Source organism: Methanothermobacter defluvii (genome assembly GCF_003385755.1).
GTDB classification, from domain to species: Archaea; Methanobacteriota; Methanobacteria; order Methanobacteriales; family Methanothermobacteraceae; genus Methanothermobacter; species Methanothermobacter thermautotrophicus.
Genome location: NZ_QREL01000001.1, coordinates 809779 through 826465, shown reverse-complemented (window position 1 = coordinate 826465; position 16687 = coordinate 809779). Strand labels below are relative to the sequence as shown.

Here is a 16687-nt window from a genome sequence, read left to right as displayed (position 1 = left end):
CCCCTCTCACTGAAAATTTTTTCATGAATACTCGGATTAGGTGTTTGAATCTCACATTTTATTAGATATGATTCACATAATATTCCACAGGTGATATCATGGCCAGGGTTACCCGTGAGATGGTTGAAAATTCAGGTATAGATGTGGATGAACTTGTGGAACTGCTTGTTAAGAACGCGGCTGCTGAGCTCACAACCTTCTATTATTACACCATACTCAGGGCCAATCTGATTGGACTTGACGGTGAGGGGCTCAAGGAGATCGCCGAGGCTGCAAGGATAGAGGACAGGAACCACTTCGAGGCCCTTGTGCCCAGGATATATGAACTCGGCGGTGAACTTCCAGGGGACATGAAGGAATTCCATGACATCTCAGGATGCCCACCGGCGTACCTGCCGGCTAAGACCAATGACACAATGGAGATCCTTGAGGTGCTGGTGGCAGCAGAGAGGTGCGCTGTCAGACAGTACACCCATATATGTAACATCACCGCCGGGAAGGACCACAGGACCTATGACCTTGCACTCTCAATACTCCATGAGGAGATACAGCACGAATCATGGTTCTCAGAGTTCCTGGGTGAGGGACCATCCGGTCACTTCATGAGGCGCGGTGAGACATCACCCTTCGTGAGGAAGTTCATGGAATAATCAGCGAATTCCGTGGTTCCATGAGAAAATTCACCCTGGAAGAACTCCGGGCATTTGATGGGCGCTCGGGACCTGCGTACATTGCATTTGAGGGAAGGGTCTATGATGTCTCAGGGAGCTTCCTCTGGAGGGACGGGAGACACCAGGCAGGCCACAGTGCAGGATCAGACCTCACAGAGGATATAAAGAAAGCCCCCCACGGTGCTGAACTCCTTGAAAGGTTCCCGGTTGTTGGTGTACTCGCTGAGAGGGGAGGTGCTGATGGCTGACTTCAGGTGCACTGTATGCAACTACATATTCCATGAGGAGACCGATGGGGAATTCGATTCACTCCCCGATGACTGGCGGTGCCCTGTCTGCAATGCGCCACGCACAGCCTTTGTCAGGGTTTCAGCCACTCTGGAGGAGGGCGACAGGACTGTGTCCGAGGTCTTCATCTCCCAGCTTGCAGCGTGGGGTGTTAAATACGTCTTCGGCATCCCGGGCACATCCACCCTGGGACTCGTTGATGCCCTCAGAAGGAACGATGAGATAAGGTACATACAGGTGCGTCATGAGGCCGCGGCGGCCTTCATGGCCTCCAGCTACGGTAAACTTACTGGCCAGCCCGCGGTCTGCATGGCCGTGGCCGGCCCCGGGGCATCGAACCTCATAACAGGTCTCCTTGACGCGGCCCTTGACCGGGCCCCGGTTCTTGCAGTCACAGGACAGGTCGAAACCTACAGGATAGGTACAGGTGCAAGCCAGGAGATAGACCAGCACAGCCTCTTTGAGTCTTTCTCGGTTTACAACATGACCCTTGTGAGCCCGGAGGAGGCAGCTGAGATTGCCAGGGAGGCTGTGAAGCACGCCATCCTTGAGCGGGGTGTTTCACATGTTGATGTCCCCAGGGATGTCCAGACCATGGAGTGCACCGCCCCGGTGAAGCCCCTCAGGGGCATGATGGCGGAGGCTGCAGTCACACCCCCCAGGAACCGGCTGAGGGCTGCAGCTGATCTGATAAACAGGGCAGAGCGGCCCGTAGTAATAGCGGGCTTCGGTGCCCTGGAAGCAGCTGACAGTGTTGTTGAACTTGCAGAGAGGATTGGGGCCGCCATCGTATCCACCTTCCGGGGTAAGGGTATCGTTGATAATGACCACCCCCTCTACATGGGCTGTCACGGTAGCCTGGGCTCGGCTGCTGCGGCCCATGCTGTGAGGAAATCAGATCTCCTCCTGGTCATCGGGTCATCCTTCTCTGACCTCACCCAGATCCCGCCGGGGAGGACCCTCCAGGTCGACCTCGACCCCATGATGGTATCGAGGCGCCACCCGGTTGAGCAGGGCCTCACAGGAAGGTCCTCTCTCATAGTCCCGGAACTTGTATCCATGGTGGAGAAGAAAGAAAGGGAGTCCTACCTGGCAGAACTGGGGGAACTCAGGGATGAATGGCTGGGACTCCTTGAATCAGAGGCGGATCCTTCACTGAGGCCCACCAGGCCCCAGTACATCATATCAGTCCTGAACAGGGAACTGGATGATGATGCCATCATAACCCTTGATGTTGGTGAAAACGGATGGTGGTTCGGCCGGAACTTCCAGATGAAGAGCACCCAGAGGCTTCTCTTCTCAGGTTACCTGGGATCCATGGGCTTCGGTCTTCCTGCGGCCATTGCAGCACAGTTTGAATTCCCGGATAGACAGGTCGTTTGCATCAGTGGTGATGGGGGCTTTTCGATGGTGATGGCCGAGTTTCTCACAGCCGTGAAGTACGGGCTCCCTGTGAGGGTCTTCATAATGAATAACAGGAACCTTGCAATGATAATGCAGGAGCAGCGTGTTGAAGGATTCCCTGTATGGCAGACAGAGCTCCAGGACTGTGACTTCGCAGGTTTTGCAGAGAACTGCGGGGGCAGGGGCCTCAGGGTGGATGATCCAGGTGAACTGGAGGAATCCGTGAGGGAGGCCCTGGGGACTGATGGTCCTGTCCTTGTGGACATTGAAACAGATCCACGGCGCTTCATCTAGCCTTCAAAGGAGCCGGAAGGTCTCATCTGATTACATGAACCGCAGAGGCCTTGAACTCTATCCAGACCCTGGACCCGGTGGTGATCCCCATATCATTGAGGGACTTTCCTGTCAGGTGGACGGTCAGGGTTTCACCGCCACAGCGCACCTCAAGATGTTGCACCGAACCGGCGTCCCGGACAGCCAGAACCCTGCCCTCCAGCTGGTTCAGGGCACTTGAATCCATCCTCCGCCAGGATACAGTTATGTCCTCAGGTCTTATGGTGACTGAAACATCTCCTGTGGCCCTCTCTGATGAGTAGATGCTTATACCATCACATTCGATGATGGATATCCCTTCAGCGGTGATATGGGCCCTCCCCATAAGTATGTTCCTGGCACCAACAAATTCTGCCACGAACCGGCTTGCCGGTTTTTTGAATATCTCCCGGGGCTTACCGGTCTGGAGGATTGACCGGTTGAGGATTGCAATCCTGTCTGCAAGCTTCTGTCCCTGGAGGAGGTCATGGGTCGTGAATATCACGGTAACATCCAGCTCAGCTATCACATCCTCCATCCTTGACCTTGAGATCGGGTCAAGGCTGGATGTCGCCTCATCAAGGAGCACAACGTCTGGCCGGTTTATGAGGACCTGGGCCAAGGCCAGGCGCTGCCGTTCCCCGCCGGAGAGTTCAGTGGTCTTCCTGGACTCATAGCCCTCAAGGCCCACCGTTCCAAGGACATCCTTCATCTCTGACTCATCAGGCCTTTCACCCCTGATTCTGGGACCGTAGAGGATGCTCTCAGCCACGGTGCCCCTGAATACCGGGGTGTTCTGGAACACCATACCCATCCTCCTCCTGACCTCCAGTGGTTTCAGGTCATCAACATTCCTTCCCATGAACAGTATCTCACCCTCATCCGGTCTTTCAAGGAGGTCCATTATCCGCAGGAGGGTGGATTTCCCGGCCCCTGTTGGCCCTATGATGCCCAGGGTCTCCCCCTCCCGCACCTTAAGGTTAACGTCCTCCAGGACCTTAATGTCCCCGTAGCTTTTTGTTATCCCTGAAAGTTCGATTACATGCATCATATCACCTCAGAGGTATTCATTTCTCCTGGAAGTGGTTGAGGGCCGTGTTAACAATCAGGGAGATCAGGAGGAGTATTATTCCAAGGGCTATTGAGAGTTCAATGTTACCCTTCGATGTCTCAAGGGATATGGCTGTTGTTATGACCCTTGTGAATCCCCTTATGTTCCCACCGAGCATTATGGCCACACCCACCTCTGATATGGCCCTCCCGAAGCCCAGGATGATGGCGGCCATGACCGCGTACTTTGCCTCGGCGATGACCTTCATCATAACCTGGTACTCCGTGGCCCCCAGGGACCTTGCAAGATCCCTGAGTTCAGTTTTAACGCTCCTCAGGGCCGTGAGGCTGAATCCTGTTACCAGGGGCAGTATCAGTATGCTCTGGCCCAGTATCATGCCGGCGGGTGTGAAGAGGAGGTTGAATGACCCCAGGGGTCCTGATCGCGATATGAGAAGGAAGACGAAGAGCCCCACAAGTACAGTTGGCATGCTGTAGAGTGTCTGTATGATGTTTATGATGACTCTCTTCCCATGGAATTCCCTGGAGTCAATTACTGAGGCCAGAGGCACCGCAATCACTGATGCGATGATGGTGGATGATAGTGAGATCATCAGCGTGCGTGCGGTTATATCAATGAGTTCCGGGTCAAGTGATGCCATGAGTTCAAGGGCCCTTATGAATCCGGTGACTATCTCGTTCAAGTTCCAGTCTCCATGCAGCATCTTCAGAAAAAGTCCGGGTCTTAAAAATAAAGTAGTATGTTAACTGTTTTTAGCTTTTTGGTTCCTCCCCTCCGAAGAGGGCTGTGAAGAGTGGCTGCCCGTATTCAGCCTTCCCGTACCCGGCTATGATGTTCTGGCATTCTTCGCTCATGAGGAACTCAACGAACTTCTCTGCGGCGTCGCTGTTCACACCCTTCACCCTTGCAGGGTTGATGGTTACTGCTGAGTATACATTGAGCAGTGATTTATCCTCTGTCAGGTAGGCCACGAGGGTTGTTCTGTTCCTGTAGGCGAGGTATGTCCCTGAATCTGTGAGTGTGTAGGCCTTCTTCTCGTTTGCAACCCTCAGGGTGTCCCCCATTCCGCTCCCGGTCTCAATGTACCATGCTGATCCGTTCACGGTGCTGTTGTAGTCTGTTACATTCTTCCATATCTTTATCTCCCTTGAGTTTGTGCCTGAGTTATCGCCCCTTGATACGAACCTGACCTTCTCAGGGTTCTTCTCTGCTCCTTCAAGTATCTTCCTGAAGGCATCCTCCCCTGTTTTCGCATCTTTAATGCCTGCCGGGTCATCTGCGGGTCCAACGATGTAGAAGTAGTTGTAAGCGAAGGGGTATCTCTTCACACCGTATCCATCCTTTATGAATTCCTCTTCCCTCTTCTTATCGTGGACTATCAGGAGGTCTGCATCGCCCCTCTTTCCGCGTTCAAGGGCTATGCCTGTTCCACCTGAAACTATTTGCACATCGATGTTGGGGTATTTCCTCTCGAAGGCTGCCTCAACATCCTCAAGGAGGCCAGTGTCCTCGAGGCTTGTTGTTGTGGATATTCTGAGTATTTCTCTATCTCCATTACCTGATATTGCGTAAAATCCTATTCCTAAGAGGATGACAGCTGCAATGGCTGCCAGTGCAACGTATTTCCTGTCCATGGTCTTTAACCTCCATTAACTCAGAACACCTATATCGACATGAACATATATACATATCGGTTCTGTGAAGGAATGAGAACATGGGATTATCCTGAAAAATAAAGAAGGGCCGCTCTGAGGCAGTTATTCCCAAAGACTACTTCTTGTACTTCTTCTCAAACCTTCTCCAGGACTTTGCAATGTATGGTTCACACCTGTCAAGCTCGGTGAGGAGACACGCCCGTATCGTATCGCTCTTTATCTCCTCTTCAGCCTCTATCTTCTTCTTGACGGTCTCGTAGACCCTCTCGATGATCTCCTTTTTCTCCTCAGGACTGTAACCGGCATCAATGGCTGCCTTCTCCAGTGATGCCCTTATCTTGGATGGTTCATAGGGCTCCCTGAAACCCCTCCTCTTTATCACGTTCATGTTATCACCATTTCATGTATCTCTCTCCTCAATAATGTATTTTTTCCAGTGAACATCAGATTCATGGACAAAGTGATAAAGATATCCGGAAGATGCAACATATAATGTGTTGGGGACCCGATGGAAGAAGATGAGAGATGAGAACCGATCAGATGGTGAGAAGGTCAGAATCCCCGCAGGGCTCCCCTTACTGGTGACGTAATGAGATCTCCAGCAGTATATGATACTGCAGACCTGTCTCCAGTGCATGATGGGAGCATAATTACACTGCGGGTCTCATGGTAATAGAAACTGAGAAGTACCCTATGCGAAGGTGGAAGCATGAATGAATGCCCGGAGAACAGTTCATGGAAGCTGAAACTTCTAACATCAATCAGGATCCTTCTGGTGCTGATGGGTGTTATCATCGTGGTCTTTGGAGCGGGGGGTACCAAGGTCTTCGGACTCATAACCCTCATCGCTGTTGCAGTTGTCTACATCCCTGCCCTGAGGCACCCCCATGGTTTACGGGTCATCCCGGTGGAGATTGAGATACTCTTCCTCACAGTTGTTGCACTGGAGTACATCCTTGGCAACACATTAGGCCTCTACGGGAGGATAGCCTACTATGACAAGTTCATGCACTTCACCGTCCCCTTCATAGTCGCACTGATAGGCATGATGCTCATCTACACGGCCTACGTCTATGGAAAGATAAGGACCAGCCTCCTGATAATGGCCTTCCTCATAGTCTTCGTGACCCTGGGACTCGGCGCCCTCCTGGAGCTTGTTGAGTACGGCTACGACCACTACCTCTACCAGCACATAGAGCATGTCCTGCCGACCGGTCCCACACAGGGGTCCCCGGTAATGGATCCCCTCGCTGATACCATGTTCGACCTCCTCACAGACCTCCTGGGCGGGGTCTTCGGGGCCGTTACCGGCGTTATACTTGTCAGAAGAGCTGAAAGGAAAAACTACTGCCTCGAATGGGTTGATGATGTGGCAAGGTTTGAGGGCATCGACGAAGATCAGAGGTAAGGTAATCAGACGATCCTGACACCTTCATCATCAACCACAATTTCGCCCCTCCTCGCCATGTCCTCCATTACACTCCTTATCCCTGAGGCAGTCTTCCTGCTGGTACTCTTAAAGCCGAACATCCTGGATACACGTGTTATAACCTCATCCATATCAGAGGTTGACCTGAGGGCAATCCTCACAGCCTCCTCGATCTCCATCGGAGATATGAGGGATATGTCGATCCTCCCACTTCTCCTTCGAACCGTAACAGGCATGGAGTCTGAGAGGAGGAGGAAGTCACCGTTTCTCTTTATGTTGCCGTTATTCTCTGCCATCTCAATGGCCGAGTTGATTATGCTCCTGACCCTCCTGCCGGCCCTCCTCAAGCCGCAGGACTCCCTTATACGCCTTATAACCTCCTCCACGTGGACGGGGCCCTCCATGGATACTATCTCACTGACAACAGAGGATATTACCGGTGTGGGGCTCCGGTAGAGATCATCCGGTTCCCTGAGCTTATCGGTTTCATACTCAACGTACTCTGCCGCTCCATCCCTCGGGGGTTCCTGGTCAGGACCCCCGGACTCATCAACCGCAGATTCATCCACCTCATCAGCAGCCTCTTCCATATCACCTGTTTCAGCAACCACAGGTTCCTCCACCTCATCAGCAAACTCCTGTTCAGTTTCAGGAGTCTCAGGTGACTCCCTGGCGGCCCGGGTCTCCTCGACAATCTCCTCGAGTCTAGCAGAGACCTTCCTCTGTGTTTCCTCACGGTTCCTGTACCAGTCAGAGGACCAGAGGTGTATGATGTTCCAGCCGAGGTTCCGCAGGATCTCCTCCCGGAGCCTGTCACGGTCCCTTGCAACCTCGGCCCGGCTGTACATCTCACCATCGGTGAGTATCCCTGCAATGTACCTGCCCGGCTCATCCGGGTCCTTCACCGCGAAGTCAACCCGGAAACCGGCACATCCAACGCCCCTGTCAACCTCGAATCCCTCATCAACCAGGAAGTCATATACTGAGTCCTCAAAGAGTCCCTGTGAGGTGTCGGTGGAGTCTGATTCCAGAACACCCGTCTCGGCGTACCTGAGGAACCTCTTGAGGGCCCTGACACCGAAGGGTGTTCCCGGTCCGGTTCTGAGGTCCGAGGACCTGAAGTTTGTGAAGACCACGCACTTTTCACGGGCCCTGGTTATGAGGACGTTAAGCCTCCTCTCACCCCCCTCCTGGTTGAGGGGTCCGAAGTTGAGGGACATGCGGCCCCTCTCATCGAAACCGTAGCCCACACTTATGAATATCACGTCCCTCTCATCCCCCTGTATGGTCTCCAGGTTTTTTATGAAGAAGGGCTCATCGGTCTCCTGGTTTATGATCCGTTCAAGTTCAGGGTTCTCCCTGAGGCGAGCCTCCAGGGCCTCCAGTATGGCGTTCATCTGGGCCACAGAGAATGTACCGACACCGAGACTCCTTGAGGAACCGTACCTCATGAAGTGGTCCTCTATGGCGTCGACCACCGCCGCGGCCTCCAGGGGGTTGGATGACGTCCTCCCCCGCTCATAGACCGTGTCCGGGAGGTAAACCATGTGGAGTCCAAGCTCTTCGTCCTCCCTTGCAGGGGATGGGTAGACCAGGAGCCTGTTGTCATAGAACTCCTGGTTGGAGACAGCTATGAGGGATTCATGGCGGCTCCTGTAGTGCCACCTGAGCATCCTCACAGGGAAGCTCCTCTTGCAGAGGTGAAGTATGCTCTCAATGTCCGCTGCGGTCGCCACATCCTCTGAGTCCTCCTCCGCTGATATCATCTGGTCAAAGAAGCTGGTGGGTGGGAGCTGGTTGGTGTCACCCATCACCACTGCCGTCCTTGCCCTGAGGAATGCTCCCAGGGCGTCCTCGGGTTTAACCTGTGATGCCTCGTCAAAGATCACGACATCGAACTGGAGCTGGCTGCTCCTGGGGTCAAGGTACTGGGCTATGGAGAGGGGGCTCATCATGAAGCAGGGCTTTATCCTCTTCACAGTGCCGCCTGCAAGTTTCAGGAGCTTCCTTAGGGGCATGTGCCCCCTTTTACGTGTGAACTCCCCGCTGAGGATGCTCTCCTCTGAGTTTGGGGCCGCACCCCCAAATACCGTGGGCATGTTACTGTTGAGCTGGTGTATGAGCCTCTTCCTGTTGAGCTCGATTATCCTGGAGTCCAGCTCCCTGAACTCCCTTATCTTGGCCTCGTGGAGGTCGCCTATGAAGGTGTAGAGTGTGGGTATCTCCCTGAAGGCCCTCTCAAGGAGTGCATCTGCAAGGTTGCCCTCCATGGCAGGCCTTATATCATCCATGCGGATTATACCGGACTCTATTATGGGTATGAAGGCAGCTCCCCGGGTCTTCATGCAGAGCCTCTTCTTCTCGAGGTACTGTGACCAGAGGGGGAGGAGGTTGAGGGCCTCCCTCCAGGCCTTCACCCTTGACCTCCAGGCCCTGAAGGGGACGTCCTCTGGCATGGAGTTGAAGAGGACATGGGCATGGGTGTTTATACCCTTCTGGAGCCTTCCGAGTTTGTCCTCAAGTTCCTCATAGAGTCCCATAATCTCATCAAACTCAGAGAGCAGTTTCTCACCATCAAGGCCCCTGGAGATGCACTCAAGGGTCCTCTCTGATATTAGGCCATCACTGTGGAGGTCCCTGAACCTCACTATCCACTCTGCGGTGGCCCTTAGGTCCTCGAGTGATGGATTCTCTGGGTTCCACATGGGGCCGAAGAACCTCTCAGCCACCTCACTGTACCTCTCAAGCTCCTCCCTCAAGCTCATGACGTCCATGAGGTTCTCAAGGTCCTCAACGACCTCGTAGTCGTTCTCAGGAGCCCTGCCAACGTACAGGGCGTCTATCTCATTCCTTACCTTCCTGTACCTTCCGCTCAGGAACTTTATACGGCTGGAGGACTCCTTCAGGTAGTCCCTGAGGAGGGCCTCCAGGTCCACTCCATGGACAGATTCATGGAACCTGTCCAGTATCTCACGCTTCCTGGTGTAGGACTCCAGTTTATCGAGGAGGGTGAACGCATCAGCCCTGTAGCGGTCCCATATACTGGATTCCAGGACCCCCAGGTCGAAGGGCCTTGACTCTGCAACCACAGAGACAACCTCGGCGAGACTCTCAAGTTCCCTGCCGGTCTTAACCCTCATGAACCCGTATCTTTCCTGGAACTCCTTCAGGGCTTCTGTTAACCTGTCAGAGGTCTTCATTATTGATTCAAGGAGTATTTCAAGTTCCCTGACATCTGAGGGTAGCATCATACCGGGGTCCGTGCCGGACCATGGGTTCTCCTGGAGTGGCGGCAGGAGTTCAGCCAGTTTGGCCAGGTTTCTGAGTTCAACCAGGGCCTCATCCCATTCATCAGGGGTTATGGTTTCAGGGGAGGGTATCCTGACAAAGGGGAGCTCACCGTTGAAGTACTTCTCTGCACGCTCCTTCATCCCGAATAACTGGAAGGGTGAGAGCTGTATGCTGTACAGTGGTTCGTGAAGGGCGCGGCGGTACTCATTGAGTTCATCACGGAGCTTCTCTATCCTCCTGAACTCCCTCTCTGCCTCGGGCCTATCTGCCTCTGCCTCCATGAGGGTGGCCTCCAGTTCATTGAGGACGTCCTTCTTACGGGCCTTGTGGGAGTGGAGTTCAAGGCAGAACCTGCCCAGTCCAATGGAGTCCAGCCTGCTCTTAACAACCTCAAGGGCCGCCATCTTCTCACTCACAAAGAGGACCGTCTTGCCTGAGGCCATCAGCTCCGCTATGAGGTTCACTATGGTCTGGGACTTCCCGGTGCCCGGGGGGCCCTCAACCACAAGGTTCTTACCCGCCTTCACGTCCTCTATGACCGCGATCTGGGATGAGTCGGCATCCACCACATGGTAGAGGTCCCTGTAGGGTATGCTGTCTATGTCCACCTCCTCGCTGTCATCATCCACATCAATGGAGAAGAGGGCCCTCAGGAGGGGTCTCTCAACTATCTCATCCCAGTTGGGATAGGATGAGGGGTCCAGGTCCATGTACATGAGGAACTTGGTGAAGGAGAAGAATCCGAGCTGGACCTCATCGGTGACACCCCACCCCTCCATTGATGAGACTGCGCCCTCGACGCGTTTAAGGTAATCTGATACACCCCCTGGAGAGGAGGGCATGCTGAACTCTGGCAGCTCAACACCCTCCTCCCTGAGCCTCGCCTGGAGGGACATGTTGGTTATGATCTCACTTCCATCCCAGCGGAGGGAGAAGGATGAACCTGCCCTCCTCCTCTCAAGTGACACCGGCACCAGGACCAGGGGTGCTCTTCTGATATCGGGTTCCCCTTCGGTCCTCCACTCCAGGAAGCCCAGGGCGAGGTAGAGTATGTTGTAGCCCTGCTCCTGTATCATGGTCCTGGCCCTCTGGTTGATGTAGAATAGCCTCCTCTGGAGTTCAGCCTCTGTCAGGGCCGTCTGGAGTATGTTCTCGTCCTCCACCTCCATCAGGGTCCCTTCCAGGGGGGTGCTTTCCCCTTCATCTGTGACAGATTCAGCTATGTTTTCATTGTAAGGTGCATCATCATCGTCCAGGGTTTCTTCCTCCTCGATGCGGGGTGCGAGCTTCATCTTCTTCCTGTTGAGGACGAGGTAGCTGTATATGTACTCAGGGTCATGGTTCACCACCTCAACCGTCCTCGACCTTGGCCTGAAGTTGAGGAGCTGGTTCCGCATTGTGAGGTCAAGGAGTTTCTCCCTCAGATTCTCAAATTCCCTTTCGATGATTTCCCTCGCAGATTGGTCCATTCAGATTCTCCTTCAGTTCTGTTACATCTAAGTCTTCAGGATAGTATCTACCAATGATCACATTAAGATTATTCTAGATATCCTTCTCCCGGGGTACTGTCATGGTGGCAACCCTGTAGAAGATGTAGACGAGTACAATGTCAACCAGCCATGTGAGGGCGGCTATGATCTCATCATTCCCGGGGATTGGCCAGAAGAGGTCTATGAGGTCCATCACCCTCGTGGCTGAGAATACTATCATTGAAACTGCGAATACGCTTATCAGGAGGGCTGTTTCATCCAGGCTGGAGAATAGCATGCCAAGGAAGGCCGCATCATATCGCATGTTGTTCAGCAGTACCCTCCCTGAAAAGTAGAGCGTCAGGAGAGGGGGTATCATTATAATCCATTTAAGGTCCATGAGCCATCACCACATGATTTAACTGGATACATCAGATCAGCAGGGAGCAACCCCATAATCAATTCATGAGCCATCAGCATCACCACCCATTAGAGAGGATAGCAGGTACACCGAAAACAGGAGAAAGAGTGCATTGAGGTTCACGAAACACTCAACGACGGCCTCATCCTGTCCCGTGACAAAGGTGAATCCGACCAGTACCGTGAAGATTGATGCCAAGAATATGGATAGACATATGAGCCTCGCGGTGCGTCTGTGGAGGAACAGCATTGAGACTGCAAGTTCCCGCGATCCTATCTGCCTGAGTATCCTGACACAGAACCCTATTATGAGAAGACCTATGATAAGGCCTGCAACCCTGTTTATCAGAACCAGCTGATCCATATAAACACCACTAGGTATTATGTTTAAGGGGATATTTATCTATTCCACTGTGTCTGATTCCATCCACCCCCATCCAGCATGTTCAAGGGGATATTTATCTACCACTGTGTCTGATTACATCCACTCCCATCCGCAACGGTTATTCACGCCCCTCACCCCCTGGTAACATGGGGGATGAGGAGTGCCATGTTGATGATGTCCTCACGGTTGTGTTCAACGATGGGAACCAGTGGTCCGGGGCTGCCAGTTGAGAGGTAGGTGCGGTAGTAGTCAGGGACGTGTGAGCCTGGTATGTCAAGGTCCCTCTCAGCACCCAGGATATGCCTCTCCACCGTTGACAGTTTACAGTCCGGGAGCCTGCGTCCCCAGAGGCGCCTTGAAATATGGTAGAGGTCCACGTGACAGTTTTCAAGCCTGTTTTCAAGGCCATGGATGGCTGACCTTCTCCTTATGTAGGGGATGTCGAAGCTTGCACCGTTGAAGGTTACGATGATGGATCCCTCCGGTATGTGGTGGTAGATCTCAAGGACAGCTCCCTCCATTTCAGGTGCCGGTGCCAGGCGCTGCCTAACATTTATCCTCCCATCCTCGATCCATGCCATCCCGGCCAGTATGACCGGCGCCCCTCCAAGGCCCAGGGTCTCGATGTCAAGGAAGGTGAATCTCTCCTCATCCACAAGACCAAGCGCCCCCAGAACTCTGCTATCAGAGGATGAACAGTTCAGGTAGCCCCGGATCCCGGGGAAGTCCCCTGCCTCAATGAGATCAAGGATGCGTGCCGCCTCCTCCCGGTAGATCTCATGTTCCAGGAGGTCCTCGATGGTATGGTAGCCCTCAGATTTCAGCATCCTCTCGGTCATGGGGCCAATGCCCCTCAGCAGTTTCAGGTCAGAGAGGATGTGGGGTCTGACATCAGACCTCCTCAATTTCACCCTCCTCTCATGGGATATCTCCAGGGCCTCGGAGCCTGCAGCGGTCACCCTGGATGCATCAAAGGTCTCCTCGAGTGATGCACCATCATGTTCTATTACGAGATCCCATTTGAGTTTTTCAAGCACACTATACCTCCAGATTTTTCAGCCCCCTGACTATGAGCCGTTCATGGCCCTCTCATGGAAGTAGGCTGCCATCTCAGTCTCACCCTGCCTTCTGAGTATTTCCCCCATCAGGTAGCATGCCCCTGGATTTCCCGGATCCCTCTCAAGGACCTCATGGAGCCTGAGCTTGGCATCCAGGAGGTTACCCTCACTGCAGAGCTCCTCAACCCCGGCTAGGAGGTCCCCATCAACCTCAGTGGCCTCCCTGACCTCACCGGAGGTCTGCTCCATGAGGTGCTCCAGTATCTTCACCGTGGCGTCCCTGTGCAGGGGCGAGTTCTCGTTGCCGCACTTCGGGGAGTAGATGCATGATGGGCAGCCGTCGGTGCAGCTGCAGGATGATACAAGTTCCAGGGTCGATGCCAGGAGGTCCCCGAAGACCTCAAGGCCCTTCTCTGCAAGTCCGATTCCACCCTCAAACCCATCATATATGAATATGGTGGCCTCCTGTGTGTCAGGGTGCATGGGTGTTGATATCCCACTGATGTCACTCCTGTCGCATAGGACGTGGAGGGGGAAGAGGGCTATCAGGGCATGTTCAGCGCCATGGATCCCCCCATCGAAGGCATCATCCCCGTAACTCTCCTCAATCTCATCCCTGAGGGAGTCTGGGATGGTGAACCAGAGGGCCCTGGTCCTGAACCTGAGGGGTGGGAGGTCAAGTTCCTCTCTACCCTGGACCCTGCTGTAGATCATCACCCTGTAGCCGGTGTAGTGCTCTGTCACCTCGACCTCGCCGAAGTTAACCTCAAGGTCACCCAGCCTCCGCCGCCGGAGCTTCCTTATAATCCTGAGCTCGGTGTCCCTGAGGACGCTGGTATGGTACTCAACGTCCCTCCTCTCAACGGTTATCCTCCTGGCTTCAAGGTCGAAGTTCCTTACAATGTAGGTGTTGCCGTGGTTCATGAGCACAGCCCCCTCATGGGCCTCCCTGTAGGCCTGGGAGCGGCTCATTGTCTCAAGGACGCGGCCCTCACAGATGACAGTGAAGGTGTCCTGGGAGACTTCATTGAGGCCGTACCTGAACTGGGGGTCGCCGCTACAGGTGAGGCCTTCGGGTGAGAGTTCGAGTTCCCCATCAGCGAGCATCTCCCCTGCAACACCCACACTGAAGTCGTATTCCAGGAAGTCATCCAGGGTTAGGGGCAGCTCGGAGGCCGCGCATGCAGTCTGGTTCCTCAGTATCAGCCTGTTCTCCAGGTCTATTATTGCATTCTCATGGGGCCTCTCAAAGATGAATGATGGGTTCTTCATTATGTACTGGTCCAGGGGGTTCTCGAAGGCCACCAGGATCACCATGGAGTCCTTCAGGTTCCTCCCAGCCCTCCCTGCCTGCTGCCAGGTTGATATCATGGTCCCCGGGTACCCTGATATTATGACGGCGTCCAGTGAACCTATGTCTATGCCGAGCTCCAGGGCATTGGTTGCAGTGACACCCAGGAGCCTCCCCTCCTTGAGGTCAGCCTCTATCCTCCTCCGCTGCTCTGCAAGGTAACCCGCCCTGTAGGATGTCACCCTGTCAACGAGTTTGCGGTTCTCCCTGTCAAGCTGCTCCCTGGTCCAGCGGGTTACAAGTTCAGCCATCTTCCTTGAGATGGTGAAGCAGAGTGTCTGCACGCCCCTCAGAACAAGATATGATAGTATGGCTGATGTTTCGAGGTGCGCAGATGGGTCACCCCTCTTCAGGTAGGGGTTGTAGAGTAGGAAGTGCTTCGGGCCTGAGGGTGATGTGTCATCTGAGATCACCCTGAAGTCGAGGCCGGTAAGTTTACGTGAGAACTCATCGGGATTGGCCAGGGTTGCGCTTGCAAGGATGAACTGGGGGTCTGAGCCGTAGTACCTGCAGATCCTCCGCAGCCTCCTCAGGAGGAGGGCCACGTTGGAGCCGAAGACCCCCCTGTACTGGTGGGCCTCGTCGATCACCACGTAGCGCAGGTTACTGTAGAATCGCCGCCACTGGTGGTGCCATGGGAGTATCCGGTGCAGCTGGTGGGGGTTGGTGAGTATCACCCTGGAGTTCTGCCTTATCCAGGGCCTCCTCTCCCTGGGCGTGTCACCATCATAGGTTGAGGGGTTTAACTGGAGTCCGAGTCCTGATTCCATCTCCTCCAGGACCCCGAGCTGGTCCCTTGCCAGGGCCTTGGCAGGGTATATGTAGAGGGCCGTTGCATCAGGTTCGAGGGTGAGGGTCTCCATTATGGGGATGTTGAAGGCCAGTGTCTTCCCGGAGGCCGTGGGGGTTGTTATGAGGATGTTCCTCCCATCCCTTATGGCGTCGAGGGCCTCCCTCTGGTGGCGGTAGAGCCTTATACCATGTGTATCCAGGTAGTCCCTGATGTTATCCGGGAGGTCGTCCGGGTCAGAGTACCTGGCTTCACGGCCCGGGATTGTCTCCACGTGTTCTATGGCATCCCTGAACCGCCAGTCCCTCCTTAACCTCTCAAGAACCCTTTTAACCATAAAAATGAATTATGGTTTAATCTTATTTAATGGTTGTCCAGGGTGCAGAATATCCGTTTATTTAACCCCCAGACTGGCGAGACGGATTCCGGACGTTACACCTTTTTCTGTGATGAAACATAATTAATATACAGTGTGGATGAGGGGGTGTAAATTTGAGGAGATACGTGGCTGTGGCCATCATCATGGCCGTCCTGGTCCTGGTAGCGGCCCAGTTTTCATGGAATGGGACCCCTGTGGAGGGCCGGGTGGCCCTGGTGGTCTTCGAGGGCTACAATCAGCATGAATTTGAAACTCTCCGCTCCACCGCCACCGATGTCACCGTGGTGGGGGCGGGTAACCTGACATCTGGCTACGATGTCCGCATTGAGGATGTGAAGCCATCCGATATCCTGGGCTACGATGCAGTCATATTCATAGGTGGAAGCGGCCTCTACAGGAGGGTGAAGTCCGGTCGGGTGGACCGGGACCTGGAGATGGCGGCCGCTATTGCAGAATCAGCCAGCAGGAGTGGTAAGATCATAGGCGCCATATGCGCTGCCCCGGCCATACCAGCGATGGCCGGACTCCTGAGGGGCAGGAATGCGACCATATACCCTGGCCTTGAGGGTGTGCTCTCAGATAACGGAGCCAGATACGTGAAGGCCGACGTCGTGGTTTCAGGGAGGATTGTAACGGCATCCACCCCTGAATCCGCCGGAAAATTTAGGGATACCCTCAGGGAGATGATCAGGAAGGGATGAGGTGTGTATTCA

14 protein-coding genes are annotated in these 16687 nt (G+C 54.1%); 5 read left to right on the top strand and 9 right to left on the bottom strand.

The window, feature by feature from the left end; genetic code table 11:
• Positions 1 to 98 precede the first annotated feature (98 nt).
• Genes dps through C7452_RS04385 form a run of 3 tightly spaced genes read left to right on the top strand, consistent with a single transcriptional unit; the run spans position 99 to position 2657 of the window.
• On the top strand, positions 99 to 650 hold the full coding sequence (gene dps / locus C7452_RS04395) for a DNA protection during starvation protein (RefSeq protein WP_115892345.1): 552 nt from the start codon (positions 99 to 101) through the stop codon (positions 648 to 650).
• Positions 651 to 670: 20 nt separating this feature from the next.
• Positions 671 to 919, top strand: coding sequence for a cytochrome b5 domain-containing protein (locus C7452_RS04390; RefSeq protein ID WP_115892344.1), 249 nt, complete (start codon positions 671 to 673; stop codon positions 917 to 919).
• Positions 912 to 2657 carry a thiamine pyrophosphate-dependent enzyme gene (locus C7452_RS04385; protein ID WP_115892343.1) on the top strand — a complete coding sequence of 582 codons (1746 nt, stop codon included), beginning with the start codon at positions 912 to 914 and terminating at the stop codon, positions 2655 to 2657. Before C7452_RS04390 ends, C7452_RS04385 begins: the two co-directional genes overlap by 8 nt.
• Positions 2658 to 2679: 22 nt before the next feature.
• Here the strand turns inward: C7452_RS04385 and C7452_RS04380 are convergent, their stop codons facing one another.
• From C7452_RS04380 to C7452_RS04365, 4 genes are all read right to left on the bottom strand, one after another.
• Positions 2680 to 3723, bottom strand: a complete 1044-nt coding sequence (locus tag C7452_RS04380; RefSeq protein WP_245942833.1) for an ABC transporter ATP-binding protein — start codon at positions 3721 to 3723, stop codon at positions 2680 to 2682.
• Positions 3724 to 3742: 19 nt separating this feature from the next.
• Positions 3743 to 4429 (bottom strand): ABC transporter permease, encoded by a 687-nt coding sequence (locus tag C7452_RS04375; RefSeq protein ID WP_115892341.1) that lies wholly within the window; start codon positions 4427 to 4429, stop codon positions 3743 to 3745.
• Positions 4430 to 4499: 70 nt separating this feature from the next.
• The gene (locus tag C7452_RS04370; protein ID WP_115892340.1) at positions 4500 to 5381 is read right to left on the bottom strand and encodes a substrate-binding domain-containing protein; all 882 of its coding nucleotides are present in this window, start codon (positions 5379 to 5381) and stop codon (positions 4500 to 4502) included.
• 136 nt (positions 5382 to 5517) lie between these two features.
• Positions 5518 to 5790: an ATP cone domain-containing protein gene (locus C7452_RS04365; RefSeq protein WP_048175317.1), complete on the bottom strand. Its 273-nt coding sequence runs from the start codon at positions 5788 to 5790 to the stop codon at positions 5518 to 5520.
• Between the two features lie 321 nt (positions 5791 to 6111).
• On the opposite strand from C7452_RS04365, the gene C7452_RS04360 reads away from it, so the two are divergent.
• Complete coding sequence (locus tag C7452_RS04360; RefSeq protein WP_048175318.1) at positions 6112 to 6810, top strand: hypothetical protein; 699 nt, start codon at positions 6112 to 6114, stop codon at positions 6808 to 6810.
• A 5-nt stretch (positions 6811 to 6815) separates the two neighbouring features.
• Here the strand turns inward: C7452_RS04360 and C7452_RS04355 are convergent, their stop codons facing one another.
• The 5 genes from C7452_RS04355 to C7452_RS04335 all read right to left on the bottom strand — a co-directional run bounded on the left by C7452_RS04355 (position 6816) and on the right by C7452_RS04335 (position 15932).
• Complete coding sequence (locus C7452_RS04355) at positions 6816 to 11591, bottom strand: DUF3320 domain-containing protein (RefSeq protein WP_115892339.1); 4776 nt, start codon at positions 11589 to 11591, stop codon at positions 6816 to 6818.
• Positions 11592 to 11664: 73 nt separating this feature from the next.
• On the bottom strand, positions 11665 to 11991 hold the full coding sequence (locus C7452_RS04350; RefSeq protein ID WP_115892338.1) for a hypothetical protein: 327 nt from the start codon (positions 11989 to 11991) through the stop codon (positions 11665 to 11667).
• 63 nt (positions 11992 to 12054) lie between these two features.
• A complete protein-coding gene (locus tag C7452_RS04345; protein ID WP_115892337.1) occupies positions 12055 to 12375 on the bottom strand; it encodes a hypothetical protein in 321 nt (106 codons plus the stop codon).
• Positions 12376 to 12527: 152 nt separating this feature from the next.
• Positions 12528 to 13433: a ribonuclease H-like domain-containing protein gene (locus tag C7452_RS04340; RefSeq protein ID WP_115892336.1), complete on the bottom strand. Its 906-nt coding sequence runs from the start codon at positions 13431 to 13433 to the stop codon at positions 12528 to 12530.
• 30 nt (positions 13434 to 13463) lie between these two features.
• On the bottom strand, positions 13464 to 15932 hold the full coding sequence (locus C7452_RS04335) for a DEAD/DEAH box helicase (protein WP_115892335.1): 2469 nt from the start codon (positions 15930 to 15932) through the stop codon (positions 13464 to 13466).
• 155 nt (positions 15933 to 16087) lie between these two features.
• Here C7452_RS04335 and C7452_RS04330 point away from each other — a divergent pair, with 155 nt between their 5' ends.
• Complete coding sequence (locus tag C7452_RS04330) at positions 16088 to 16675, top strand: DJ-1/PfpI family protein (protein ID WP_115892334.1); 588 nt, start codon at positions 16088 to 16090, stop codon at positions 16673 to 16675.
• Positions 16676 to 16687: the final 12 nt, after the last annotated feature.

Bases quoted from the DNA above. Each gene is read 5' to 3' on its own strand.
- dps (WP_115892345.1), top strand. From the start codon at position 99: ATGGCCAGGGTTACCCGTGAGATGGTTGAAAATTCAGGTATAGATGTG.
- C7452_RS04390 (WP_115892344.1), top strand. From the start codon at position 671: ATGAGAAAATTCACCCTGGAAGAACTCCGGGCATTTGATGGGCGCTCG.
- C7452_RS04385 (WP_115892343.1), top strand. From the start codon at position 912: ATGGCTGACTTCAGGTGCACTGTATGCAACTACATATTCCATGAGGAG.
- C7452_RS04380 (WP_245942833.1), bottom strand. From the start codon at position 3,723: ATGCATGTAATCGAACTTTCAGGGATAACAAAAAGCTACGGGGACATT.
- C7452_RS04370 (WP_115892340.1), bottom strand. From the start codon at position 5,381: ATGGACAGGAAATACGTTGCACTGGCAGCCATTGCAGCTGTCATCCTC.
- C7452_RS04365 (WP_048175317.1), bottom strand. From the start codon at position 5,790: ATGAACGTGATAAAGAGGAGGGGTTTCAGGGAGCCCTATGAACCATCC.
- C7452_RS04360 (WP_048175318.1), top strand. From the start codon at position 6,112: ATGAATGAATGCCCGGAGAACAGTTCATGGAAGCTGAAACTTCTAACA.
- C7452_RS04355 (WP_115892339.1), bottom strand. From the start codon at position 11,591: ATGGACCAATCTGCGAGGGAAATCATCGAAAGGGAATTTGAGAATCTG.
- C7452_RS04350 (WP_115892338.1), bottom strand. From the start codon at position 11,991: ATGGACCTTAAATGGATTATAATGATACCCCCTCTCCTGACGCTCTAC.
- C7452_RS04345 (WP_115892337.1), bottom strand. From the start codon at position 12,375: ATGGATCAGCTGGTTCTGATAAACAGGGTTGCAGGCCTTATCATAGGT.
- C7452_RS04335 (WP_115892335.1), bottom strand. From the start codon at position 15,932: ATGGTTAAAAGGGTTCTTGAGAGGTTAAGGAGGGACTGGCGGTTCAGG.